This is a genomic window from Rhodococcus sp. AZ1 (genome assembly GCF_054979605.1).
In genome coordinates this window covers 184575-209572 of sequence record NZ_JBUEQF010000006.1, presented here as the reverse complement: position 1 = coordinate 209572, position 24998 = coordinate 184575, and the positions used below count along the sequence as shown (strand labels likewise).

22 protein-coding genes are annotated in these 24998 nt (G+C 69.0%); 17 read left to right on the top strand and 5 right to left on the bottom strand.

The genetic code is table 11. The annotated features are described in order from the left end of the window. Positions 1-33: 33 nt before the first annotated feature. Positions 34-1503, bottom strand: coding sequence for an LCP family protein (locus tag ACY48E_RS10000; RefSeq protein ID WP_462871999.1), 1470 nt, complete (start codon positions 1501-1503; stop codon positions 34-36). Between the two features lie 72 nt (positions 1504-1575). Here ACY48E_RS10000 and rfbD point away from each other — a divergent pair, with 72 nt between their 5' ends. The 3 genes from rfbD to manB are packed head-to-tail and all read left to right on the top strand — an operon-like array spanning position 1576 to position 4471. Further along, positions 1576-2472, top strand: coding sequence for a dTDP-4-dehydrorhamnose reductase (rfbD, locus tag ACY48E_RS09995; RefSeq protein WP_462871998.1), 897 nt, complete (start codon positions 1576-1578; stop codon positions 2470-2472). Between the two features lie 5 nt (positions 2473-2477). Continuing rightward, on the top strand, positions 2478-3398 hold the full coding sequence (locus tag ACY48E_RS09990) for a glycosyltransferase family 2 protein (protein ID WP_462871997.1): 921 nt from the start codon (positions 2478-2480) through the stop codon (positions 3396-3398). Next, the gene (gene manB, locus ACY48E_RS09985) at positions 3395-4471 is read left to right on the top strand and encodes a mannose-1-phosphate guanylyltransferase (RefSeq protein WP_462871996.1); all 1077 of its coding nucleotides are present in this window, start codon (positions 3395-3397) and stop codon (positions 4469-4471) included. Before ACY48E_RS09990 ends, manB begins: the two co-directional genes overlap by 4 nt. 38 nt (positions 4472-4509) lie before the next feature. Here manB and ACY48E_RS09980 read toward each other — a convergent pair whose 3' ends face one another. From ACY48E_RS09980 to cofD, 3 genes are read right to left on the bottom strand one after another with little or no spacing between them, the layout of a single operon-like run. After that, positions 4510-5055 (bottom strand): NUDIX hydrolase, encoded by a 546-nt coding sequence (locus ACY48E_RS09980; protein ID WP_462871995.1) that lies wholly within the window; start codon positions 5053-5055, stop codon positions 4510-4512. Beyond that, a complete protein-coding gene (locus tag ACY48E_RS09975) occupies positions 5052-6395 on the bottom strand; it encodes a coenzyme F420-0:L-glutamate ligase (protein ID WP_462871994.1) in 1344 nt (447 codons plus the stop codon). The genes ACY48E_RS09980 and ACY48E_RS09975 overlap by 4 nt, the downstream gene beginning before the upstream one ends. Beyond that, positions 6392-7363 (bottom strand): 2-phospho-L-lactate transferase, encoded by a 972-nt coding sequence (cofD, locus tag ACY48E_RS09970; protein ID WP_462871993.1) that lies wholly within the window; start codon positions 7361-7363, stop codon positions 6392-6394. Before cofD ends, ACY48E_RS09975 begins: the two co-directional genes overlap by 4 nt. A gap of 643 nt (positions 7364-8006) precedes the next feature. Between cofD and ACY48E_RS09965 the strand changes: the two genes are divergently transcribed. Continuing rightward, a complete protein-coding gene (locus tag ACY48E_RS09965; RefSeq protein WP_462872070.1) occupies positions 8007-8255 on the top strand; it encodes a WhiB family transcriptional regulator in 249 nt (82 codons plus the stop codon). Positions 8256-8267: 12 nt separating this feature from the next. Here the strand turns inward: ACY48E_RS09965 and ACY48E_RS09960 are convergent, their stop codons facing one another. Continuing rightward, positions 8268-8774 carry a metallopeptidase family protein gene (locus ACY48E_RS09960; protein WP_462871992.1) on the bottom strand — a complete coding sequence of 169 codons (507 nt, stop codon included), beginning with the start codon at positions 8772-8774 and terminating at the stop codon, positions 8268-8270. 102 nt (positions 8775-8876) lie between these two features. Between ACY48E_RS09960 and ACY48E_RS09955 the strand changes: the two genes are divergently transcribed. From ACY48E_RS09955 to secA, 13 genes are all read left to right on the top strand, one after another. Beyond that, complete coding sequence (locus ACY48E_RS09955; RefSeq protein WP_462871991.1) at positions 8877-9269, top strand: DUF3499 domain-containing protein; 393 nt, start codon at positions 8877-8879, stop codon at positions 9267-9269. Between the two features lie 81 nt (positions 9270-9350). Next, positions 9351-10724 carry a phosphomannomutase/phosphoglucomutase gene (locus tag ACY48E_RS09950; RefSeq protein WP_462871990.1) on the top strand — a complete coding sequence of 458 codons (1374 nt, stop codon included), beginning with the start codon at positions 9351-9353 and terminating at the stop codon, positions 10722-10724. Positions 10725-10849: 125 nt separating this feature from the next. Further along, positions 10850-11926, top strand: a complete 1077-nt coding sequence (locus tag ACY48E_RS09945) for a tobH protein (protein WP_462871989.1) — start codon at positions 10850-10852, stop codon at positions 11924-11926. After that, positions 11927-13183, top strand: a complete 1257-nt coding sequence (gene manA / locus ACY48E_RS09940; RefSeq protein ID WP_462871988.1) for a mannose-6-phosphate isomerase, class I — start codon at positions 11927-11929, stop codon at positions 13181-13183. Further along, positions 13180-14199 (top strand): cation diffusion facilitator family transporter, encoded by a 1020-nt coding sequence (locus tag ACY48E_RS09935; protein ID WP_462871987.1) that lies wholly within the window; start codon positions 13180-13182, stop codon positions 14197-14199. Before manA ends, ACY48E_RS09935 begins: the two co-directional genes overlap by 4 nt. A gap of 31 nt (positions 14200-14230) precedes the next feature. Continuing rightward, positions 14231-15727, top strand: coding sequence for an adenosylhomocysteinase (ahcY, locus tag ACY48E_RS09930; RefSeq protein ID WP_462871986.1), 1497 nt, complete (start codon positions 14231-14233; stop codon positions 15725-15727). Positions 15728-15734: 7 nt separating this feature from the next. After that, positions 15735-16406, top strand: coding sequence for a dTMP kinase (locus ACY48E_RS09925; RefSeq protein WP_462871985.1), 672 nt, complete (start codon positions 15735-15737; stop codon positions 16404-16406). A 5-nt stretch (positions 16407-16411) separates the two neighbouring features. Continuing rightward, positions 16412-17089, top strand: coding sequence for an MtrAB system response regulator MtrA (gene mtrA, locus ACY48E_RS09920; RefSeq protein WP_462871984.1), 678 nt, complete (start codon positions 16412-16414; stop codon positions 17087-17089). 25 nt (positions 17090-17114) lie between these two features. Beyond that, on the top strand, positions 17115-18734 hold the full coding sequence (gene mtrB / locus ACY48E_RS09915; protein WP_462871983.1) for an MtrAB system histidine kinase MtrB: 1620 nt from the start codon (positions 17115-17117) through the stop codon (positions 18732-18734). 26 nt (positions 18735-18760) lie between these two features. After that, positions 18761-20539, top strand: coding sequence for an MtrAB system accessory lipoprotein LpqB (gene lpqB, locus ACY48E_RS09910; protein ID WP_462872069.1), 1779 nt, complete (start codon positions 18761-18763; stop codon positions 20537-20539). Positions 20540-20601: 62 nt separating this feature from the next. After that, entirely contained in the window at positions 20602-21255 is a 654-nt protein-coding gene (locus ACY48E_RS09905) for a ComF family protein (RefSeq protein WP_462872068.1), read from the top strand. Positions 21256-21456: 201 nt separating this feature from the next. Continuing rightward, positions 21457-22137 carry a ribosome hibernation-promoting factor, HPF/YfiA family gene (gene hpf, locus ACY48E_RS09900; RefSeq protein WP_462871982.1) on the top strand — a complete coding sequence of 227 codons (681 nt, stop codon included), beginning with the start codon at positions 21457-21459 and terminating at the stop codon, positions 22135-22137. A gap of 80 nt (positions 22138-22217) precedes the next feature. Further along, entirely contained in the window at positions 22218-24989 is a 2772-nt protein-coding gene (gene secA / locus ACY48E_RS09895; protein ID WP_462871981.1) for a preprotein translocase subunit SecA, read from the top strand. The last annotated feature ends 9 nt before the right edge of the window (positions 24990-24998 follow it).

Sequence of the window (24998 nt, the reverse complement as noted above, 5' to 3'; positions counted from 1 at the left end):
AGGGACTCGGTGAGCGTGGGGGTCACGGGGTGCTCAGTTCACGCAGGTCGGGCCGGCGGAGCCGGCGTCGATGGGTGGGCTCGGCGGCGCCTCTGGGGTGCTCGATCCGGTGTCACCGCCGGCGGTGGGTGTGGTGGAACCGGCCGAGTAGTCGGCGGCCAGCACCACGCGCACGGTGTTCTCCGGCAGGTCCGGGTCCGAGGCGATGGTCGCGTTGTTCAGCCGCGCGGCCACCGACGCCGCGGCGGCGCCGCCGGTGTCGGAGGTCATCACCGTCGTCGTCGACACCGACGGGCCCTCGTTGTTGCCCACGGTGCCCGCGCGGTAGCCCTCCGAGGTCAGCATCGCCGACACCGTGCCGGCCAGACCCTCGATGCCGCTGTCGTTGGCCACGTCGACGGTGATCGAGGACGGGTCCGCCGACGGCGGCGCAGTGTTCGGCGCTGCGGAACCGAGCACGGAGGTGACGTACTTGCGCACGGCGGCGGGGTCGACCTCCACGATCGACTCGCCGTCCGGTGAGGTGCCATTGGGATCGACGACGGGGATCGTCTCGAACTTGACCTTGCCGCCGGCGAGATCCTTGAGTTTGGTGGCGAAATCGAGCACGTCCCAGCTGTCGTCGATGGTCACCGACCGCTGTACCGCCGTGCTGAGCTGCGCCAGCGTCGACGGGTTGCTCAGTGTGCGCGCCGAGAGCACCTTGTGGGCCAGTGAGGCCATGAACACCTGTTGCCGCACGATGCGGTCGAGGTCGCCGCGTGGCAGGTCGTGCCGTTGCCGGACGAAGCTCAGCGCATCCGATCCCTGCAGTGTCTGCGGTCCTGCGGGGAAATTCGCGCCGGAGAGCGGCTCGTTCACCGGGGCGTTGAGGCACACGTCCACACCACCGACGGCGTTGGTGAGCAGGATGAACCCCAGCAGGCCCACCTCGGCGTAGCGATCGACGGTGATGCCGGTGAGCTCGGCGACCGACTTCACCAGCGCCTGCCGCCCGGCCTCGGTGGATCGCGCGTCGGCATCGGCGTCGGAGACGCCGTCGCCCACCAGCTTCAGCCGTGTGGCCTCCTTGGTGGCGCCGTAGGCGGCGTTGATCTTCGACATCCCCAGACCGGGCACGTCGACGTAGGAGTCGCGGGGGATGGAGATGGCGGTCGCCGACGATCGGTCGTTGGGGATGCGCACCAGGATGATGGTGTCGGTGTTCGAGGCAACCTCGTCCCCGGCGCGCAGCGAATCCAGCTCCTGCTGGGAGAGCGGGCTGCCGTGCGCGTCCGTGCGACTGTCGGTGCCGACGAGCAGGATGTCCACCGCACCGTCGGCGCCCCCGCCCAGCCCCAGGTCCGAGACCGTGGCCACGTTGGTGCGCAGGGTGTCGAGGGTTTTCCACGCCGTCCCGGTGACCAGCAGTGACGCCACCGACAGCACCGCCACCAGCACTCGGCCGGGGTGCCGACGCGCCGACGAGGCCACCGAGGCGCGCGTCGACACCGGGGTACTCACCCGAGCCAGGTTAGCCGTGGTGCGCTCGCCACCGGTGGAGGCACGCCTGGCACCGTGCCAGACTCTGCAGCCGTGAGACCAACCGTGCCCGCGGGGCGAACCCTGCTCGTGACCGGCGCCGGTGGCCAGTTGGGCTCGAGGCTGCTCGAGATCGCCGACCCTGCGAGCACCGTCGCCGCCACCTCGGCCGACCTCGACATCACCGACCCGACGGCGGTCGCGGCGGCCGTGGGACCGGACGCGGTGGTGATCAACTGCGCCGCCTACACCGCCGTCGACGCTGCCGAGACCGACACCGACCGCGCGCACGCGATCAACGCCACCGGCCCGGCGAACCTGGCCCGGCGCTGCGCGCAGGTGGGGGCGCACCTGATCCACATCTCCACCGACTACGTCTTCCCCGGCACAGCCACCGAGCCCTACGAGGTGGGGGACCCGGTGGATCCGGCCACCGCCTACGGCCGCACGAAGCTCGCCGGGGAGGTCGAGGTGCACCGTCACCTGCCCACGGCCACCGTTGTGCGCACCGCGTGGGTGTACTCCGGTGGGCCCACCGACTTCGTGGGCACGATGCTGCGGCTCGAGCGCGAACGCGAGCAGATCGATGTGGTCGACGACCAGATCGGCTCCCCGACGTACGCCGCGGACCTCGCCGCCGGACTGCTGGAGCTGGCCGCCCGTGAACCCGGGTCGCTGCCCCCGGTGCTGCACGCGACCAATGCCGGCACCGCCACCTGGTTCGACCTCGCCCGCGCGGTGTTCGCCGGTGTCGGCGCCGATCCGGAGCGAGTGCGCCCGTGTTCGAGCGCGCAGTTCGTGCGACCGGCACCGCGGCCGCCGTACTCCGTGCTCTCGGGTCGGGCGTGGGAGCAGGCCGGTCTGACGCCGCTGCGGCCCTGGCGGGAGGCGGTGTCCGCTGCGCTGGCACGAGTCGGCGCGGGGGGACCCTCGGCGGCCCCGATAGGGTGACCGCCGTGAGCGAGACCTTGGCGGTGGTGACGGTGACCTATTCACCGGGTGAGCACCTCGACCGCTTCCTGTCCACCATCACCGACGCAACTCGGCGGAAGGTGGCGGTGATCATGGTCGACAACGGCTCCACCGACGGCGCCCCCGAATCCGCCGAGCAGCGCTACCCCTTCGCGCGTCTGCTGCGCTCGGGCGGCAACATCGGCTACGGCGCCGCCGCCAACCGGGCGGTGGCCGAGGTGGACCCCGACGCCGAGTTCGTGATGGTGGTCAATCCGGACATCGAATGGGCGCCCGGCGCCATCGACGCCCTTCTGGACGCCGCCGAGCGCTGGCCGCGCGCCGGATCGCTGGGGCCGTCGATCCTCGAGCCAGACGGCACTCGCTACCCGTCGGCGCGCCGGGTTCCCGGCTTGACGGACGGCCTCGGGCACGCGGTGCTCGGCAGCATCTGGCCCGGCAACCCGTGGACCGCGGCGTACAGACAGCTCGACGAGGAGGTCGTCGAGCGTGCGGTGGGCTGGCTGTCCGGATCGTGTCTTCTGCTGCGCCGCAAGGCATTCGATTCGATCGGTGGATTCGACTCCCGGTACTTCATGTACATGGAGGACGTCGATCTCGGTGATCGTCTCGGCCGCGCCGGATGGCAGAACGTGTACGTGCCCAGCGCTGTCGTCACCCATGACAAGGGCCATGCTGCCGGGCGGCACCCGGAACTGATGCTGCCTGCTCACCACGACAGCGCCTACCGCTTCCAGTCCGACCGGCACGACCGCTGGTGGCAGGCGCCGCTGCGACTGGGGTTGCGTGTCGGATTGTCGCTGCGCTCGCGGCTGGTGGTGGGCTCGGCCGTGCGTGAACGCCAGGGATCGACCACTACTGCGACAGACGAGCAGGGACCGGACGAACGAGGGGGACGAGCGTGACCGAACAGAGCACTGATGCCGTGGTTCTTGTGGGGGGCAAGGGAACTCGGCTGCGGCCGTTGACCCTGTCGGCGCCCAAGCCGATGCTCCCCACCGCAGGGCTGCCGTTCCTGACGCACCTGCTGGCGCGCATCAAGTCGGCCGGTATCGACCACGTCGTGCTGGGCACCTCGTTCAAGGCGGAGGTGTTCGAGGAGTACTTCGGTGACGGTTCCGATCTCGGCCTCGAGCTCGAGTACGTCACCGAGACCGAGCCGCTGGGTACGGGCGGCGGAATCCGAAACGTGTTGCCGCGCTTGCGTGCCGAGAACGTGATGGTGTTCAACGGCGACGTGCTCGGGGGTACCGATCTGCGTGCGGTGCTCGACACCCACCGCACCACCGAGGCCGACGTGACGCTGCACCTGGTGCGCGTGGGTGACCCGCGGGCGTTCGGCTGCGTGCCCACCGACGCCGACGGACGCGTGACCGCGTTCCTCGAGAAGACCCAGGACCCGCCGACCGATCAGATCAACGCCGGCTGCTACGTCTTCCGCCGCGAGATCATCGAAGGCATCCCCGAGGGGCGGCCCGTCTCCGTCGAACGCGAGGTCTTCCCGGCACTACTTGCCGAGGGGCGCAACGTCTTCGGTCACGTCGACGTCGCCTACTGGCGCGACATGGGTACCCCCGAGGACTTCGTGCGGGGCTCTGCCGACCTCGTCCGTGGCATCGCGCCCTCCCCGGCGCTCGAGGGAACGCGGGGCGAATCGCTGGTGCATCCCTCGGCGGGGGTCGCGCCGGGTGCGGTGCTGGTCGGCGGCACGGTGGTCGGTCGCGGCGCCGAAGTGGGCGCCGGTGCTCGGCTCGACGGCGCGGTGGTGTTCGACGGCGCGGTGGTGGAGGCCGGTGCCGTGGTGGAGCGCTCGATCCTCGGTTTCGGCTCGCGCATCGGTCCCCGTGCCCTGGTGCGCGACGCGGTGATCGGCGACGGCGCCAACATCGGTGCGCGCTGCGAGCTCCTTCGCGGGGCACGTGTGTGGCCGGGTGTCGTGCTGCCCGACGGCGGGGTGCGGTTCTCCACCGACGTGTGACGAGGCCCGCTCTCCGGCGTCTCGCCGGGCAAACCCGTTCAGAGGCGTCGGCTCGCGGCGGTGATCATGGCGCGCACGTTCTCGGCGTCGGCGTCCGGTGGTAGGTCGTCGACGGGCCACCACCGCAGGTCGGTGGATTCGCTGCTGCGCACCGGGCGCGCGTTCCGCGGTGCCCGCACGAGGTAGCGCAGGTCCAGGTGCCGGGTGGGTACGCCCAGTGAGCACGTGATCGGGTGGGTGTGCAGGGTCAGCAGGTTCGGGTCGATGGTCAGCCCGTCGATCCCGGATTCCTCGGTGGCCTCGCGGAACGCCGCATCGACCACGGTCTCGTCGCTCGGCTCGCAGTGACCCCCGAGTTGCACCCACCGCCCGATCCGCGGATGCAGCGTCAGCAGCACGTGGCAGCCATCGTGATCGAGCACCAGCGACGACGCGGTGATGTGCCCCGCGACATTGGCGCGCAGACACCCGTCCGGCGCACTGTCGAGAAACGCCAGCATGGTGTGCCGGAGCGAGTCCTCGGCATCGGTGTACGCGCGGAAGTCGGTGAGCGCCGACACCGCCGACCGGTGTAGGCCCGTCATCGCTGAACCACCTGGTCGCCGAGGTCGCGGACCTCGCGGGGCGCAGGGGACTGCGCGGGCCGTCCGATCGCGACGGCACCGAGCGGCGCCCACGTCTCGGGAAGGTCCAACTCGGCTCGCACGACGTCGGCGGCGAAGATGGTGGACCCGACCCAGCAGCTACCGAGATCCCGCGCCGCGAGGGCCACCAGCAGAGCCTGCACCGCCGCGCCCCCGGCGACGGTGAACATCACCTGCTCCGCAGCGGAGCGGGCGGCGTCGGGGTAGGTGTGCGCGCCGTCGGTCACCAGGAAGGGGAGGACCACTTCCGGTGCGGTGTAGAGCAGTTCGCCGCGCGCCACCCGCGCCGAGACCTCCGCCTCGGGTCGTCCGTCGCCGCGCAGGTCCTCGCGCCAGCGCTGGGCCATCGCATCGAGCAGTCGTGTGCGGACGTCCGGTGTGCGCACCCAGACGAACCGCACCGGGCGGGTGTGATGCGGGGCGGGTGCGGTGAGGGCGTCGGCGAGGGCGTCGCGGATATCGGCGGGATCGACCGCCTCGTCGGTGAAGTGGCGAACCGTGCGGCGACGGGGCACCGCCTCGCGACGTCCGCGGGCCAGCGCCTCCTCGGTGCCCAACCAGAACAGATCATCCTGACCGGGTCGCACCAGCGCGGCGGCGGTGGACCCGTCGTCGACCGGCGTCAGACCCCGCACCACGGCCACCGGGACCGATCCGAGCTTGCCCTTGACCAGGTCCGCGGCGGCGGCGATCTCGTCGGCCACCGCAATTTCGGTGACCAGCAACGGATTTCCCTGACCGTCCTCACCCCCGGCGTACGGATGCAGCACCGCCAGGCCGGCAGCGCCGATGGCCGCGTCGGTCTGGCCCACCCGCCAGGCGCGGCCCATGGTGTCGGTGACCACCACGGCCACCTCCACCCCGAGCCGCTCACGGATGGCCTCACGCAGTGTGGCGGCGGACTTGTCGGGGTCCACCGGGAGCAGCGCCAGTTCGTCGGATTCGACGTTGGACCCGTCCACTCCCGACGCGGCCTGAACGATGCCGAGCCGATTCTCGGTGATCAGGGTTCGCCCCCGCCGCGCAACCACGCGAACCGCTTCCTGCTCGACGAGCCTGCGACGCAGTGCATCCCGCTCCTCGGCGTCGACGGGGGCCGGCACCAGGCGTCCTTCGATCTTGGAGAAGACCTTGCTGGTGACCACCAGCACGTCGCCGGTGGCCAGCCAGGGGGCCGCCGCGGCGAGGGTGTCCGCCAGATCGTCACCGGGGCGGAACTCCGGCAGACCGTGCACGGGGATGATCTCGAGCGATCCGCCGGGGGAGTGGTCGGTGATCACGGTCGGTCCACGGACACACCCGCCGCAGCCAGTGCGGCCCTGGCCATCTCGGCGGTGGTGGTGGCGGGGTCGGTCATCAGGAGCGGGACCGCGCGCACGTCCACGCCGGGTACGTCGGCGGTGTCGCCGGTGTGGATCAGCCAGGCGTCGAGGATCCCGGTGGCCGAGCGGGCGCCGTACAACCGGCCGATCGCCTCGGCGGTGGTGTCCACCCCGATCACCGTCAGACACTCGTCCGCCATGCCGCGCAACGGCTTTCCGTCGATCACCGGTGACATGCCCACCACCTTCGCGGCGGTGGTGCGCAGTGCACCGCGGATACCGGGAACCTCGAGAATGGCGCCCACGCTGACCACCGGATTCGACGGCGCGATGAGCACTGCGTCGGCACCGGAGATCGCCTCCAGCACACCGTCGGCCGGGGTGGCGTCGGCCGTGCCGATGAAGGCGAAGCTGTGCGTGGGAATCTTCGCCCGGTACCGAACCCACCATTCCTGGAAATGAATTGCGCGCTGTTCGCCGGACTCGGGTTCGCTGACCACCACGTGGGTCTCGCTGCGTGCGTCGGTGACCGGGAGCAGGCGCACCCCGGGCTTCCAGCGGTCGCACAGCGCTTCGGTGACAGCCGAGAGCGGGTAGCCGGCGTTGAGCATGCGGGTACGGATCAGGTGGGTGGCGATGTCGCGATCGCCGAGGCCGAACCACGTGGGATCGGCGCCGTAGGCGGCCAGTTCCTCTTTCGCGCTCCAGCTCTCGTTCTTGCGACCCCACCCGCGCTCGGTGTCGATCCCGTCGCCGAGGGTGTACATGCAGGTGTCGAGGTCCGGGCAGATGCGCAGGCCGTGCATCCACACGTCGTCACCGACGTTGACCACGGCCGTGATCTCGTCGCCCTCACCCAGCAGTGCCCGCAGGCCCTGCAGGAACCGGGCGCCGCCGACGCCGCCGACCAGAACCGTCACCTTCACGCTGTCACCCTCATGCTGTCGCCGTCACGCTTCCACTCACACGACGGCCCAGGGTAGTCGTACGGGGCGCGTACGACTCGCCCGGCAGTGTGCGATCGGGTGACGCGACTCGCCCGCGACACCGACCGCGCGGTGCGCGAGAAAACGGGGAGCGGGATGGTATTGGAAAATTCCTGATCGGCTTGACCGCGACACACCGGACGTGTGTAATCACAGCAGTGTTATTCCTGTCTCGGACACCGAGTTCGCTTGAGACGGGCCAGTATTCGAACACCCGTTCGGGGCGCTTGCAGAATCCCGGTCGATGTTCGCGGCGGCACCGTCGGCTCGTCGGGGTTCTTGCTGGAGCACTGGGTTTTTCCTTGCTGGAGCACTGTTTGTTGCTGGAGCATTGTTTGTTGCTGGAGCACTGTTTGGGTTTTGCAGGGTCGGGGAATCACGGAACGACTGCACATATGTGGTCGGGCGCCATCGGCGTCCGCCACGCACACACGTAGAGGAGGCGGAGATGATGCTCGACCACAACGCCGACGCACGCCCGCACATCGATGCCTCGGTCGGTGCAGAGCCGAGTGCACCCGACCATGGTGATCGTGAGATCCCGCTGCACGAGATGGTGGTGCCCCGGCTGGGCCTGGTGCCGATGCTCATCGACACCGCCGAGGACGAGGGTCAAGAGCAGTGGCAGGAGCGCGCCCTGTGCGCGCAGACCGACCCCGAGGCGTTCTTCCCCGAGAAGGGTGGTTCCACTCGCGAGGCCAAGCGCATCTGCCTGGGATGCGAGGTCAAGGACGAGTGCCTCGAGTACGCGCTCGAGCACGACGAGCGTTTCGGCATCTGGGGTGGCCTGTCCGAGCGGGAGCGCCGGCGCCTCAAGCGCGGCATCGTCTGACCCGACTGAACGTCAGTCGTCGTCGGGAGTACCGTCCGGGTCGATGACCTCCGGGGTCAGACCCAGGTAGGTGGCCACCTGCTCCACCAGAACCTCGCGCACGAGGTCGGTGAGCTCGAGGCGATCGTGCGCGCGCTTCTCGAGCGGTCTGCGGAACAGCACGACCCGCGCACGGGTGGTCGCGCCTCGCGCGTCGACACCCGCCGGAATCAGACGCGAAAGTGGCACGGGACCCTCGGCCACCACTTCCGCCGGCCAGGTGATGCTCTCCGGATCGACGGCCCGGATCTTCGGTACGTCGTCGACGGCGATGTCGAGTTTGGTCAGTCGATCGTGCCACCGCCGATCGATGTCCTCGAACGCCTCGAGAACCACGGTGTCGAACTTCTCGGCGCGCGTCCGCGACGCGGGGACCCCCTCGGGGAACAGTCGCCCACGCAATCCCCGTCCGCGACGTTGGATCGACCGCGCAGTGGACGGTCGCCGACGGCCCGGTTCTGGGGTTCGGGAGTCCGGCATGGGGGAACTGTACCGAGGGGCGTCGATCAGCTCGGACGCGAGCGATCCGCCGGGCCGCGTGTTGCGTAGGCGGCGCCCGAGTCCGGGTCTACTGTGTGGCGTGTGAGAGCGACACGTGGATGCAGTCGGCCGGGGTGCAGCAGGCCTGCCGTCGCCACGCTCACCTATGTGTACTCCGATTCCACCGCCGTGGTCGGTCCGCTCGCCACGGTGTCCGAGCCGCACTCGTGGGATCTGTGCGAGGTGCACGGCTCCCGCATCACCGCCCCCAAGGGGTGGGAGATGGTGCGCTACGAGGGCGGGTTCGCCAGCGCACCCACCGACGACGACGATCTCACCGCCCTCGCCGAAGCCGTCCGCGAGGCGCAGACGGCGGTGCGCCCGCTGGGCGGTTCGCGCGCGGCCGAGCCCACCACGGCGTCGCTGCCGTCATCCCCGCCCGCCCGCACGGGCCGGCGCGGTCATCTGCGTGTGCTTCCCGACCCGACGAACTGATCTCCTCACAACTACGATTCGTGCGTCGGACCGGCCTTTCGCTGTGCCCGCGCCTGTCCGCCCCTCACGCCAGGAGTATCCGTGACCCGTTCACCCGAACTCGTCCGCGCCGTCATCAAGGCCTACGACGTGCGAGGTGTCGTCGGCGAACAGATCGACGCCGACTTCGTACGGGACGTCGGTGCCGCCTTCGCCGCCCTGATGCGCTCGGAGGGAGCGGTCAATGTGGTGATCGGTCACGACATGCGCGACTCGTCACCGGCGCTCGCCGCCGCGTTCGCCGACGGTGTCACCGCTCAGGGTCTGGACGTGGTGCACATCGGGCTCGCCTCCACCGATCAGCTGTACTTCGCGTCCGGCACCTTCGACTGCCCGGGCGCGATGTTCACCGCCAGCCACAATCCCGCCAAGTACAACGGCATCAAGCTCTGCCGCGCCGGCGCGAAGCCGGTGGGTCAGGACAGCGGGCTGGCCACCATCAGCGAACAGGTCGCCACCGAGGTTCCGGTGTACGCCCGGGCCCGAGGCGTGGTGTCCGAGACCGATGTGCTGGCCGACTACGCGCAGTTCGTGCGAACCCTCGTCGACACCTCCGCCATTCGGCCCCTGGTGGTGGCCGTCGACGCCGGCAACGGGATGGGCGGACACACCGTCCCGGCGGTGCTGGGGCCGGTGTCGGTGGACGTGCGGCCGCTGTACTTCGAACTCGACGGCACATTCCCCAATCACGAGGCCAACCCTCTCGAACCGGCGAACCTGGTCGATCTGCAGAAGTTCGTCACCGAGACCGGCGCCGACATCGGCCTGGCCTTCGACGGAGACGCCGATCGCTGCTTCGTCGTCGACGAGCGAGGTGAACCGGTGTCCCCGTCGGCCATCACTGCCCTGGTCGCCGAACGGGAGCTCGGTCGCGAGCCGGGGGCGACGATCATCCACAATCTGATCACCTCCCGCGCGGTGCCCGAACTGGTGGAGCGCCTCGGCGGTACCGCCGTCCGAACCCGCGTCGGCCACTCGTTCATCAAGGCCCTGATGGCCGAGTCGGGTGCAGTGTTCGGTGGCGAGCACTCCGCGCACTACTACTTCCGGGACTTCTGGGGCGCCGACTCCGGCATCATCGCGGCCCTGCACGTGCTGGCCGCGCTGGGCACGCAGGACCGTCCGCTCTCCGAGCTCATGGCGCAGTACGAGGTGTACGCGGCCTCGGGTGAGATCAACTCGACCGTGGCGGACGCGGCGGGTGCCACCACCCGCGTGATCGAGGCGTTCGCCGACCGCACCGATTCGGTCGATCGCCTCGACGGGGTCACCGTGAGCCTTGCCGACGGATCCTGGTTCAATCTCCGAGCGTCCAACACCGAGCCGTTGCTGCGCCTGAACGTCGAGGCAGCGGACGCGGCCAAGGTCTCTGCCCTGGTGGAGGAAATTCTGGCGATCGTGCGCGCGGGCGACTGACCGCCGACCACGCCCGCGGGCGACCGGTGTCGAATACAGGACAGCCGCCGGGTGTCCGCTCGGTGTGACAGGCTGAGGACCCGAGTAGGAACCGATCGAAACGCCACGGAGAGGGGGACGACACCATGACCGCGCCATCTACCGTCGTCGACCTCGACGACACCGCGTCGATCATGGACGCCGACGTTCGCGGTGCCCTGCAGTCCGCTGCACTCTCCGGTGCCCAGGTGCGCGCTACCGCCGCCGCGGTGTCCGAGGGTGCCCTCCGCGCCATCGACGGACTGCGGCCGCGTTCGGTGGTCCTGGTGGCCGCCGCGGGTCGCGCGCGCCGGGCAGCGAATCTGGTGGCCGCCTCGCTGGCGCCGCGCAGCTCGGTTCCCGTGCTGGTCACCCCTGCTACACCGCCGTGGGTGGGCCCGTTGGACGTGGTCGTGGTCGCCGGTGACGACGCCGGTGATCCCGCCCTGGCCGAGTCGATCGCCGCCGCGGTCCGCCGCCGCGCCGAGGTGGTCGTGGCCGCACCGGACGAGGGTCCGTTGCGCTCGGCCGCCGAAGGTCGCGCCGCCGCGCTACCGCCGCGGATGACCGTCATGGACCGTCACGCTCTCGCCCGCTACGTGGCGGTGTTCGTCGCCGTCGTCGACGCCGTCGGCGGCGCCCCGACCGGACTCGATTCGCTCGCCGATCTTCTCGACGTCGAGGCCGCACGCGATCACCCGTCGATCGAGGTGTTCCGCAACCCGGCCAAGACCATCGCCTCGCGGGTGCACGGTCGACGCGTGGTGTTGGTGGGAGACAGCGCGGTCACCACCGAGGTGGCCAGGCACGGCAGTGAGGCGTTGCTGCGGGCCGGATCCGAGGTGTCCGCGGCGGCCGAGCTCACCGAGGCTGTCGCCACAGTGGCCGAATTCGGTTCCCTCGGCGGCGCATCCTCGCCCTCGACCCTGGTGGTGGACCCGCTCTTCCACGACGAGCACCTCGACGGGCCGCTGCCGGCTCACCCCGTGCGGGTGTTCGCGGTGACGAACGAACCCGATCGGATGCTGCTGAACAGGCGTCTGGCGCTGCTTCCGGATGTCGACGTCCTCTCCGCCGACACCGAGAACGATCCCGCGGCGGTGCGGGGCTTGGCCGCAGCCCTGGTGGTGGCGTCGCGCCTGGATATCGCCGCCGCCTATCTGCAACTGACGGGCGGGCACTGAGTGCACCTGATCGACGGGGCCACGCGGTCGTATGCGTGGGGATCACGGACCGCGCTCGCCGAACTGCGCGGGCTACCCACGCCGTCGGCTCATCCCGAGGCGGAGCTGTGGTTCGGGGCGCACCCCGGCGATCCGTCCACGGTGCACACCGCCGAGGGTCCGCGGTCGCTGCTGGAGGTGATCGATGCCGACCCCGTCGCTGCTCTCGGCGCCGCCGTCGTCGACGCGTTCGGTCCGCGGTTGCCCTTCCTGCTGAAGCTGCTCGCCGCGGAGGAGCCGCTGTCGCTGCAGGCTCACCCGTCTCTCGATCAGGCGAGGGAGGGCTTCGCACGTGAGAACGTCGCCGGTGTTCCGATGGACTCGCCTGTACGCAACTATCGCGATGCCAGCCACAAGCCCGAGGTGGTCGTGGCGTTGACGCGGTTCGAGGCCCTCGCAGGGTTCCGCGACCCTGCCGCCACGATCGATCTGCTGCGCTCACTGGACGTCCCCGAATTGGCACCGTACACGAATATGCTTGCAGCACAAGCGGACTCCGATGGTCTGCGGGCAGTGTTCACATCCTGGATCACGCTGCCGCAAAGTGCGCTCGACCAGATTCTTCCCGCCGTCCTCACCGCGTGTGTCGGCGCGCTGGCCGGCGGGGAGAGCGCTCACACCCGGGAGTTGCAGACCACCCTCGAATTGGGCGAGGCGTATCCCGGCGACGGCGGCGTGTTGGCCGCGTTGCTGCTCAACCGCGTAACCCTCGAACCCGGCCAGGCGCTCTACCTCGACGCCGGCAACCTGCACGCCTACCTGCGCGGCACTGCGGTGGAGGTGATGGCCAACTCCGACAACGTCCTTCGCGGTGGTCTGACCCCGAAGCACGTCGACGTCCCCGAGTTGCTGCGGGTGCTCGACTTCTCATCGGTGGACGCACCGGTCATCGAGGCCGGCGGCGAAACCGGCTCGTTACAGCGCTACCCGACACCCGCGCCGGAGTTCGCGATCTCTCGTCTCGACCTCGATCCGGGATCCGAGTTCACCGTCACCGCACAGGGTTCCGGGCCGATGATGGTCCTGGTGACATCCGGCGAACTGACCGCACGTGGCGCCCGGGGCAGCCTGGGTGTCCCGCGCGGGTCGGCGCTGTGGGTGCCGGCCGCCGATCCGGATCCGGTCGTCGCCGCCGTGGGCGGGTCCGCGACGGCCTTCGTGGTCACGGTGGGCGAAGTCGGGGTGGGGGACAGCACGGTGGGGGAGGGCACGACATGACCGGGAAAGGAGAACACGTGGCCGGGTCGGCGCAGAGCACGTCGTCGGAGAACGTGGCCCCCCATGGGGGCGGTCACTCGGGCACGCGCGCGATCCTCGCCGCGCTCGCGGCCAACGCCGGGATCGCGCTGGCGAAGTTCGTCGGCTACCTGATCACGGGGTCGTCGTCGATGCTGGCCGAGTCGGTGCACTCGGTGGCCGACACCGCCAACCAGGGTCTGTTGCTGCTCGGGCAACGGCGCGCACGGCGCGACGCGGACGAGCTGCACCCGTTCGGATACGGCCGCAACCGCTACTTCTACTCGTTCGTGGTGGCGCTGGTTCTGTTCACTCTCGGTGCGCTGTTCGCCATCTACGAGGGTGTGCACAAGATCATGCACCCGGAACCGCTGACCGCACCGATCGTGGCGGTGGTGATCCTGGCGATCGCGATCGGCCTCGAGAGCTTCAGTTTCCGCACCGCCATGGTCGAGTCGCGACCGTTGAAGGGATCGGCGTCGTGGTGGAGGTTCATCCGTAACTCGCGCAGCCCCGAACTACCGGTGGTTCTTCTCGAGGACACGGGCGCGCTGATCGGCCTGCTGTTCGCGCTCGGTGGCGTCGGGTTGACGCTGTTGACCGGTGATCCGGTGTGGGACGGCGTGGGTACCGTGGCCATCGGGGTGCTTCTCGCGGTGATCGCGATCATTCTGATCATCGAGATGCACAGCCTGCTCATCGGTGAGGGCGCGACGCAGGCGGAGAACACTGCAATCCTGGACGCTCTCGTCGACGGAACGTCCGTCGAGCGCGTCATCCATTCGCGTACCCAGTACCTCGGGCCGGACGAGATTCTGCTCGCCGCAAAGATCGCTGTTCGCCCGGGCTCGTCGATGGCGGAGGTTGCCGACGCCATCAACGGCGCCGAGGCACGTGTTCGGGCCGCGGTGCCCGCGGCGCGCGTGATCTACCTCGAGCCCGATCTCGACCGGCGCGACGACACGGCCGACGCATCCCAGCACCACCGGACACCCTAGATATCGAAAACACCAGATCAGGAGCATTGTCATGACCACCTCAACGGGAGCCGGCCTCGAGGCCGACCGCATCGGGAACCTCGATTTCAAGGTGCGCGATCTCTCGCTCGCCGAGTTCGGTCGCAAGGAGATTCGCCTCGCCGAGCACGAGATGCCCGGGTTGATGGCTCTGCGTCGCGAGTACGCCGACGTCGCCCCGCTCAAGGGCGCGCGCATCTCCGGTTCGCTGCACATGACTGTGCAGACGGCCGTGCTGATCGAGACCCTCGTTGCGCTCGGCGCCGAGGTTCGCTGGGCGTCCTGCAACATCTTCTCCACCCAGGACCACGCTGCGGCCGCAGTCGTCGTCGGACCGCACGGCACACCCGACGCACCGCAGGGCACTCCTGTCTTCGCCTGGAAGGAGGAGTCGCTCGAGGAGTACTGGTGGGCGGCCGAGCAGATGCTCACCTGGCCCGACGCGCCCGACGGCACGCCGCGCCCGGTCAACATGATCCTCGACGACGGCGGCGACGCCACCATGCTGGTGCTCCGTGGTGCTCAGTTCGAGAAGGCCGGGGTGGTCCCGCCGATCGACGAGGACCAGCATTCCGACGAGTACCAGGTGTTCCTGAACCTGCTGCGCCGATCGCTCGAGGCGTCCACGACCAAGTGGACCGAGATCGCCGCATCCGTTCGCGGGGTCACCGAGGAGACCACCACGGGTGTGCTGCGGCTCTACCAGTTCGCCGCGGCCGGTGAGCTGACCTTCCCGGCGATCAACGTCAACGACTCGGTGACCAAGAGCAAGTTCGACAACAAGTACGGCACCCGGCACTCCCTGATCGACGGCATCAATCGCGGCACCGACGTACTCATCGGCGGCAAGTCGGTGCTGGTCTGCGGCTACGGAGACGTCGGCAAGGGCTGCGCCGAGGCGCTCAAGGGTCAGGGCGCGCGCGTCACCGTCACCGAGGCCGACCCGATCAACGCGCTCCAGGCGATGATGGACGGCTACGACGTGCGGACGGTCGACGAGTTCGTCGACAAGGCCGACATCATCATCACCTCGACCGGCAACCTCAAGATCATCACCTTCGAGCACATGCGTCGGATGAAGCACCAGGCGATCCTGGGCAACATCGGCCACTTCGACAACGAGATCGACATGGCCGGGCTCGAGAAGTCGCCCGAGGTCATCCGCGTCAACATCAAGCCGCAGGTCGACGAGTACGTCTTCAAGGACGGCCACTCGATCATCGTGCTGTCCGAGGGACGCCTGCTGAACCTGGGCAACGCCACCGGTCACCCGTCGTTCGTGATGAGCAACAGTTTCTCCAACCAGGTCATCGCGCAGATCGAGCTGTGGACCAAGCCGTCGGAGTACGACAACGAGGTCTACCGCCTGCCCAAGCACCTCGACGAGAAGGTCGCGCGCATCCACGTCGAGGCGCTCGGCGGGTCCATCACCAAGCTCACCAAGGAGCAGGCCGAGTACATCGGCGTGGACGTCGAGGGTCCCTACAAGCCCGAGCACTACCGCTACTGAATCTGCCGTGCTCATCGCGATCGAGGGTGTCGACGGCGCTGGGAAGAACACCCTGTCGGAAGCGTTGACAACGTCGTGGACCGCCCGGGGGCTGACCGTGGTGCGCGTGGCGTTCCCGCGGTACGGGGTGTCGGTGCACGCCGACCTCGCCTCGGAGGCTCTCGGTGGCGCGCACGGTGACCTGGCGTCGTCGGTCAACGCGATGGCACTGCTGTTCGCGCTCGACCGTGCTGCAGCTGCCGAGCAGTTGCGGGAGGCGACGTCCACAGCCGACGTGGTGCTGCTCGACCGGTACGTGGCCAGCAATGCCGCCTTCTCGGCTGCGCGCACCGGGGTCGGTGCGCGCAGCGGCGTCGTCGAGTGGGTGCGGGCGCTCGAGTTCGACCGGTTTCGGCTGCCGGTGCCGAACATCCAACTGCTGCTGGGGGTACCGGTGGAGGTTGCTCGCGAGCGCGCCCGTCGACGCGAGGAGGGCGACACCACCCGCACGCGGGATGCGTACGAACGGGATTCGGGCCTACAACTACGCACCGCGCAGGTCTACGCCGAACTTGCCGACCTCGGCTGGGTGAGCCCGTGGCACGTCCTCGACGCCAGTCCGATCGACACCGTTGCCGTCGACGAACTCGCCGACCTGCTTCTCAATGACGCCGCACCGGCGTCGGGGATGACACCATAGGGGCCATGAAGCCACGAATTCTGGTTGTGGACGACGACACGGCGCTCGCCGAGATGCTCACCATCGTCCTGCGCGGAGAGGGTTTCGAGCCGTTCGTCGTCGGGGACGGAACGCAGGCTCTGGCCGCTGTGCGTGAGAACCGTCCCGATCTGGTTCTGCTGGATCTGATGCTCCCCGGGATGAACGGGATCGATGTCTGCCGCGTTCTGCGAGCCGACTCCGCCGTCCCGATCGTGATGCTCACGGCCAAGACCGACACCGTGGACGTGGTGCTCGGGCTCGAGTCCGGTGCCGACGACTACATCATGAAGCCGTTCAAGCCCAAGGAACTCGTCGCCCGCGTGCGTGCCCGCCTGCGTCGCACCGACGACGCCCCGGCCGAGTTGTTGACCATCGGAGACGTCGAGGTCGATGTTCCTGCGCACAAGGTCACCCGCGCGGGACGGCCGATCTCGCTGACACCGCTCGAGTTCGACCTGTTGGTCGCCCTGGCCCGCAAGCCGCGCCAGGTGTTCACCCGTGAGGTTCTGCTCGAACAGGTGTGGGGGTACCGCCACGCCGCCGATACCCGGCTGGTGAACGTGCACGTGCAGCGTCTGCGGTCGAAGGTCGAAACAGATCCGGAGAACCCCGAGGTGGTGCTCACCGTGCGCGGCGTCGGCTACAAGGCCGGCCCACCGTGACCGGATCGCCCCTGCAGCGGCGCCCGTGATCCTCCGGCGATCGCGGCGGCGCATCAACGGCACGTTCGCGCCGGTTGTCCGATGGCTCCGCTCGGTCGGACGATCCGCAGCTAGAACGTGGCGTCGGTCCCTCCAACTGCGGGTGGTCGTCTCGACGCTGACGCTCTCGCTCATCGTCATCACCATCCTCGGTGTGGTGCTCACCGGGCAGATCACCGACCGTCTGCTCGAGACCAAGCTCGACGCTGCCACCAAGGAGCTCGCACGCTCACGCACCACCGTCGAGACTCTCCTCGCGGGGTCGGACGACTCCACCGTCCTGCAGAGCCGGCTGCAGTCCGTGCGGTCCTCGCTGACCAACCGGGACACCGATTCCGGGCCCGCGACGAGTGCCGCAGGCGCCTTCGACCCGGTTCTGATCGTCGCAGGCGACGGCACGCGAGCGCAGGCGTCGTCCGGTCCGGCCGATCAGATCCCCGAGGCCCTGCGCGCGTTCGTGCAGGCCGGGCAGATCAGCTACCAGTACACCTCCGTCCGCGACCCCTCCGGCTACACCGGACCGGCGCTGCTCGTGGGCACCCCGACCTCGTCGAACCTCTCGACCCTCGAGCTGTACCTGGTGTTCCCGCTCGGCGGTGAGGACCAGAGCCTGCAACTGGTGCGCGGCACCCTCCTCATCGGCGGCGCGGCGCTGCTGGTGCTTCTCGCCGCGATCTCGATGCTGGTGACGCGCCAGGTGGTGGTGCCGATCCGGTCTGCGTCCCGGATCGCGGTTCGGTTCGCGGACGGTCGCCTCAAGGAGCGCATGCCCGTACGCGGCGAGGACGACATCGCGCGACTGGCGATGTCCTTCAACGAGATGGCCGAGAGTCTGTCCAAGCAGATCACCCAGCTCGAGGAGTTCGGCAATCTGCAGCGCCAGTTCACCTCCGACGTCTCCCATGAGCTACGTACGCCGCTGACCACCGTGCGGATGGCGGCCGAGCTGATCCACGACGGCAGTGACGACCTGCCCCCGTCGATGCGCCGATCCTCGGAACTGCTCGTCAACGAACTCGACCGATTCGAGAGCCTGCTCGGTGATCTGCTCGAGATCTCCCGCCACGACGCCGGTGTCGCCGAGCTGGCCTCCGAGCAGCTCGACGTGCGCCTGTGCGTCAAGGCTGCGGTCTCGACGGTGCGTCACCTGGCCCGCGACACGGGAACGGAACTGATCATCGATCTGCCCGACGAACCCGTGGTGGCCGATGTCGACCCCCGGCGGGTCGAGCGGGTGCTGCGCAACCTTCTGGCCAACGCCATCGATCACGGTGAGGGCAAACCTGTGCTGTTGCGGGTGCGAGCCGACGACGACGCGGTTGCCGTCGTGGTGCGCGACCAGGGCATCGGACTGCGCCCGGGTGAGGAGAAACTGGTGTTCAACCGGTTCTGGCGATCGGATCCGTCGCGAGTTCGGCGGTCCGGCGGTAGTGGCCTGGGCCTGGCGATCAGTGTGGAGGACGCGCTCCTGCACGACGGTCGACTCGACGCGTGGGGCGAGCCCGGCAAGGGCGCCAGCTTCCGGCTCACACTTCCTCGCAAGCGCGGTCGCAAACTCGCCGAGAGCCCGCTGCCCCTCGTCCCCGGTCGGGGGGTGCGCCCGTGACATCCCCACCCGTGACACCCCCACCCGTGATCCGCCCACCCGCGACCCGCCGTGTGCTGATCGTGCTGGTGGCGTTGAGCGCCCTGCTGTCCGGTTGCGCGAGCCTGCCCACGTCGTCGTCACCGCAGTCGCTGGGGACGGTGGCCCGCGGACCGGAGGCGCCCGCGGTGCCGGTGCCGGTGCCGGGTCGTGAACCGCAGTTGATCGTCCGCGATTTCGTCAAGGCGAGCACCGATCCCACCAGCGGTCATGCCGCGGCCCGTCAGTTCCTCACCCCCGGCGCGGCCGGGCAGTGGAACGACGGTGCCAGCGCGACGATCGTCGACAAACTCGACGTGCTCGAGGACTCCCGCGACAACGAGTTCGCGCAGTACACCATTCGTGCCAACCGGGTCGGTCGACTCGAGCAGGGTGGCCAGTACGCCACCGACGACGGGTCGTTCGAGGTCCAGGTGACCTTGACGAAGATCGACGGGGAATGGCGGCTGGCGTCGGTACCGCGGGGAGTGATCATGGACCGCGCTCAGTTCCTGGGCAGCTACCAGCGCCGTTCGGTGTACTTCCTCGACCCGACCGGAACCAACCTGGTTCCTGATCCGCGCTGGGTGTCGGTGTCGCAGGACTCGCTGACCGGCGAGCTGATGGGCACCTTGCTGGCGGGCCCGCGGACCAGCCTCGCACCGGCCGTGGTCTCCCGCCTGGCCTCGGTCAACCTGAGCGGTCCGATCACCAAGGCCGACGGAAGACCGGGCGCGGTCGGGGTCGGACTAGGCGGCGTCCGTGTCGACTTCGCCGGGTTGTCGGACATGGCCCCGGACCTTCGCCGCCAACTGGCAGCCCAGGTTGTGTGGACGCTGGCGTCGGCGGACATATCCGGCCCCTACGTGCTGAACGCGGACGGTGCCCCGCTCGATCCGGCGGTGCCGAACGGCTTCTCCACGGCCGATCTGGCGTCGTTCGATCCGGTCGCCGTGGCCGGATCGGCGATGGGCCTGCACGCGCTGGTGAGCGGTGACCTGGTTCGCGTGCAGGAGAACAACTCCGTCGAACCGGTGGAGGGGTACTTCGGCACGGCCGACAATCTGCGATCGGTCGCGCTGTCGTCGGACGGCACGCTGGTGGCCGCGGTTGCCGCCACGGGCCGCCCCTCGCCCGCGCTGCCGGACGCCCTGGTGGTGGGAACCTACGGCGGCGGAGCCTTCCCCGTGGCGGACGGGGTGTCGATCACCAGGCCGACCTGGGGTCCGGACCGCGACGCGGTGTGGGCGGTCGTGGACGGTGTGTCGGTGATCCGAGCAGCGCGCGATCCCCAGAGCGGGCAGGTGACCGTCGCGTCCGTCGACTCGTCGGCCCTGTCCTCGGCAGGGGGACGCATCGCGGAACTGCGGCTCTCACGCGACGGAACCCGGGCCGCCCTGATCATCAGCGGCGCCGTGTACGTCTCCACGGTGGTCCGGGACGCGTCGGGCAAGTTCTCGCTGCAGGCGCCGACGGCCGTGGCCACCGGCCTCGGCGGGGCGGCGATCTCACTGGACTGGAGCACGGGCGACACCATCGTGGTGGCGCGGGCCGGCAGTGATGTGCCTGTGGTCGCCGTCGTGGTGGACGGGTCGAGGCTCGACGCGCTGCCCAATCGGAATCTGACCGTTCCGGTCGTTCTGGTCGACGCGACGGCGACCACGGTGTTCGTCGCCGATTCTCGGGCGGTCTTCGAGATCGACAACGCGGATCCGTCCAACGACCGCTACTGGCGTGAGGTGGCCGGATTGACCGGCAGCGGCGCCGAGCCGGTTCTGCCCGGCTGATCGCTCCGCATGCGTGTTGTGCTGCGTCGGCAGTGTCGGTGCCGCGGTACACGATGGCGTACATGTGGACCCTGATGGACCTCGTCCTGCCCCGATCGTGCGGCGGGTGTGCCCGCCCGGGCAGCGACTTCTGTGACGCCTGCCGGAGTGCGCTGGCGGGTCCGCCCGTCCGGGTGAACCCGCGGGTCGCCGCCGGCGTCCCGGTGTGGGCGCTCGGCCCCTACAGCGGCCCGCACCGCCGCGCAGTGATCGAGGCCAAGGAGCGCGGGCGTCGTGACCTGGGCGCTCATCTCGGGTACGCGCTCGCCGCCGGTGTGCGCACCTTGCGCGAGCAGGGTGAGCTCGACCCCTGGCAACTGCGCTCGCTGGTATTGGTTCCCGCCCCGTCCCGCGCCCGCGCAGCCCGAGCGCGAGGCGGCGACCCGGTGGCGCGCATGGCGGACGGGGCCGCACGGGCACTGGGTTCGGAGGGTGCGCGTGTGGCGCGGTGCCTGCGTCTGGATCGCCGCACTCGCGACTCGGTGGGGTTGTCGGCCCGGGCACGTCGGGACAATCTCGCGGGCCGGGTGGCGGTTCGGACACATCCGCGGGCACGGTCGGTGGTGCTGGTCGACGATGTGGTGACCACGGGGGCCACCTCGGCCGAGAGCGTCCACGCTCTGGCGCGCCGCGGCGTTCGGGTGGATGCGGTTCTGGTGGTGGCTGCGGTGCCCTGAGACGTATGTGTGAATTGTCGGTGAATGCTGGCAGAGCGGTTGGCGACGGTATAGGTTCGGGCATACCCGATACCGGAGGAGGTGGTGCTCACTCATCCTGGCGCCGGGCGGATCCCCTTCCCGGTGCGTACGAACAATTCGCCGCAATATGCCACGCGGACAACCGATCTGCCATGGCGCGGCCACAATCGGGAGGTTCACATGACCACACAGTCCACGACATCCGTCACCGCCGAGACCATTTTCGCCGACGACGACCGTCCTGCGAATCCCGGCATGCGCGCCGAGGTCGTAGTCAAGGGCCGCAACGTCGAGATACCCGACCATTTCCGAATCTACGTGTCCGAGAAACTTGCTCGGCTCGAACGGTTCGATCCGACCATTCATCTCTTCGACGTGGAACTGTTCCACGAACGCAATCGTCGGCAGGCCAAGAACTGCCAGCAGGTCGAGATCACCGTCCGTGGCAAGGGCGCCGTCGTTCGCGCGGAGGCATGCGCCGACAGCTTCTACGCCGCACTCGAGTCCGCCACCGACAAGCTCGAGGAGCGACTGCGCCGGGCCAAGGACCGGCGTCGCGTGCACCACGGGGAGAAGACGCCCACCTCCGTTGCGCGTGCGACGGCGTCGCTGGCCGCCGAGGCGCTCGGAGCGACCGAACCCGAGATCGACCCGTGGAGCGTCGACGACTCCTCGACCGGGCCCGGCCGCATCGTGCGCACAAAGACACATTCCTCGGCCCCGATGTCGGTCGACGACGCCCTGTACGAGATGGAACTGGTCGGCCACGACTTCTATCTGTTCCATGACAGCGCCACCGACAGGCCGTCCGTTGTCTACCGTCGGCACGCCTTCGATTACGGCCTGATCAGACTCACCTGACGGGTACGCCTACCATGGTGGCGCGCTGGTGCACACCGGCGCGCCACTGTGCACCCGAGGATTGAGGACGAGTAACCACCGTGCCTGCACTGTCTTTTTCCAAGTTGCTCCGTTTCGGTGAAGGTCGCATGGTCAAGCGGCTCAAGCACATCGCCGAGCATGTGGGGACCCTCTCCGACGACGTCGAGGCCCTCAGCGACGCCGAGCTGCGGGCGAAGACCGACGAGTTCAGGACTCGGTACAGCGACGGTGAAACGCTCGACGACCTGCTGCCCGAGGCATTCGCAGTGGCCAGGGAGGCGTCGTGGCGGGTTCTCTCGCAGCGCCACTTCGACGTGCAGGTGATGGGTGGCGCGGCGCTGCACTTCGGCAACATCGCCGAAATGAAGACCGGTGAGGGCAAGACCCTGACCTGCGTTCTTCCCGCGTACCTCAATGCCATCTCCGGTGACGGTGTGCACGTGGTGACCGTCAACGACTACCTCGCCAAGCGCGACTCCGAGTGGATGGGCCGCGTGCACCGCTTCCTCGGTCTGTCGGTCGACGTGATCCTGTCGGGCATGTCACCGGCCGAGCGCCGCGAGGCGTATGCCGCCGACATCACCTACGGCACCAACAACGAGTTCGGTTTCGACTACCTGCGCGACAACATGACCCATTCCCTCGAGGAGCTGGTCCAGCGCGGGCACAACTTCGCCATCGTCGACGAGGTCGATTCGATTCTGATCGACGAGGCTCGCACGCCGCTCATCATCTCGGGCCCTGCCGACGCCTCGAGCAAGTGGTACGCCGAGTTCGCGCGCATCGCGCCGCTGCTGAAGCCGGACGTGCACTACGAGGTGGATATCAAGAAGCGGACCGTCGGCGTCCACGAAGCCGGGGTGGAGCTGGTCGAGGATCAGCTCGGCATCGACAACCTCTACGAGGCTGCCAACTCCCCGCTGGTGAGTTACCTCAACAACGCGATCAAGGCCAAGGAGCTCTACACCAGGGACAAGGATTACATCGTCCGTGACGGCGAGGTGATCATCGTCGACGAGTTCACCGGTCGTGTGCTGGTCGGCCGCCGCTACAACGAGGGCATGCATCAGGCGATCGAGGCCAAGGAGCGGGTGGAGATCAAGGCCGAGAACCAGACGCTGGCCACGATCACGCTGCAGAACTACTTCCGCCTCTACGACAAGCTGTCCGGGATGACCGGTACGGCCGAGACCGAGGCAGCCGAGCTGCACCAGATCTACTCGTTGGGCGTCATCCCGATCCCCACCAATCGGCCCATGATCCGCACCGACAACGGTGATCTGATCTACAAGACCGAGGAGGCCAAGTTCACCGCGGTCGTCGACGATGTGGTCGAGCGGCACGAGAAGGGTCAGCCGGTCCTGATCGGCACCACCAGCGTCGAGCGCTCGGAATACCTGTCCAAGCAGTTCACCAAGCGCGGTGTGGTGCACAGCGTGCTAAACGCCAAGTTCCACGAGCAGGAAGCCACCATCATCGCCGAGGCCGGTCGCTCGGGGGCGGTCACCGTGGCCACGAACATGGCCGGTCGCGGTACCGACGTGGTGCTCGGCGGCAACCCCGACATTCTCGCCGACCTGGTTCTGCGCAAGCAGGGTCTGGATCCGACCGAGACGCCCGAGGACTACGAGGCGGCGTGGGAGCCGACGCTCGAGAAGGTCAAGGCCGAGGTCAAGGCGGACGCCGAGAAGGTTCGCGAGGCGGGTGGTCTCTACGTTCTGGGCACCGAGCGGCACGATTCGCGTCGCATCGACAACCAGCTGCGTGGCCGCTCGGGTCGCCAGGGTGACCCGGGGGAGTCGCGGTTCTACCTCTCGCTCGGTGACGAGTTGATGCGTCGATTCAACGGCGCGGCGCTCGAGTCGATCATGACGCGCCTGAACCTGCCCGACGACGTGCCCATCGAGGCGAAGATGGTCTCCAAGGCCATCAAGAGCGCGCAGACCCAGGTCGAGCAGCAGAACTTCGAGATCCGCAAGAACGTCCTCAAGTACGACGAGGTGATGAACCAGCAGCGCACCGTCATCTACGACGAGCGTCGGCGCATCCTGCGCGGGGAGGACATGGAGGGCCAGATCGAGGCCATGATCACCGACGTGCTCACCGCCTACGTGGACGGCGCGACCGCGGAGGGGTACGTCGAGGACTGGGACCTCGATCAGCTGTGGACGGCCCTGAAGACGCTGTACCCGATCGGGATCTCGCACAAGGACCTCACCGGTGAGGACGAGTTCGGCGAGAAGGGTGATCTGTCGCGCGACGACCTGCTCGAGGCGCTGCTCGAGGACGCCCGCGCGGCCTACGCGCGCCGGGAGGCGGAGATCGACGCGATCGCCGGTGAGGGCGGTATGCGGGAACTCGAGCGCCGCGTCCTGCTGTCGGTTCTCGACCGCAAGTGGCGCGAGCACCTGTACGAGATGGACTACCTCAAGGAGGGCATCGGCCTGCGGGCGATGGCCCAGCGCGATCCACTCGTCGAGTACCAGCGCGAAGGCTACGACATGTTCACCGGCATGCTCGACGGCATGAAGGAGGAATCCGTCGGATTCCTGTTCAACCTTCAGGTCGAGGCGGCACCGCAGGAGGCGCCGAGTGTGGCCGCGTCGGCGGGCCTGCAGGTCGGCGCCGGTCTGCGCTCTCCCGTCGCGGCGGCGGCACCGACACCCGCACCGGCAGCAATGTCCTACTCGGGGCCGAACGAGGATGCCGAGCCCACGGTGCGGCGTGACGCCCCCGCGACGCCGGAGGGAACGCGGCGGGAACGCCGTGAGGCCGCCCGCGCCGGCGCACGCACCACCAAGCGCCCGCCGAAGTCCAAGAAGCGTCGCTGACAGGGTGCG

Bases quoted from the DNA above. Each gene is read 5' to 3' on its own strand.
- ACY48E_RS09980 (WP_462871995.1), bottom strand. From the start codon at position 5,055: ATGACGGGCCTACACCGGTCGGCGGTGTCGGCGCTCACCGACTTCCGC.
- ACY48E_RS09965 (WP_462872070.1), top strand. From the start codon at position 8,007: ATGCTCATCGACACCGCCGAGGACGAGGGTCAAGAGCAGTGGCAGGAG.
- ACY48E_RS09960 (WP_462871992.1), bottom strand. From the start codon at position 8,774: ATGCCGGACTCCCGAACCCCAGAACCGGGCCGTCGGCGACCGTCCACT.
- ACY48E_RS09945 (WP_462871989.1), top strand. From the start codon at position 10,850: ATGACCGCGCCATCTACCGTCGTCGACCTCGACGACACCGCGTCGATC.
- ACY48E_RS09935 (WP_462871987.1), top strand. From the start codon at position 13,180: ATGACCGGGAAAGGAGAACACGTGGCCGGGTCGGCGCAGAGCACGTCG.
- ahcY (WP_462871986.1), top strand. From the start codon at position 14,231: ATGACCACCTCAACGGGAGCCGGCCTCGAGGCCGACCGCATCGGGAAC.
- mtrA (WP_462871984.1), top strand. From the start codon at position 16,412: ATGAAGCCACGAATTCTGGTTGTGGACGACGACACGGCGCTCGCCGAG.
- ACY48E_RS09905 (WP_462872068.1), top strand. From the start codon at position 20,602: ATGTGGACCCTGATGGACCTCGTCCTGCCCCGATCGTGCGGCGGGTGT.
- hpf (WP_462871982.1), top strand. From the start codon at position 21,457: ATGACCACACAGTCCACGACATCCGTCACCGCCGAGACCATTTTCGCC.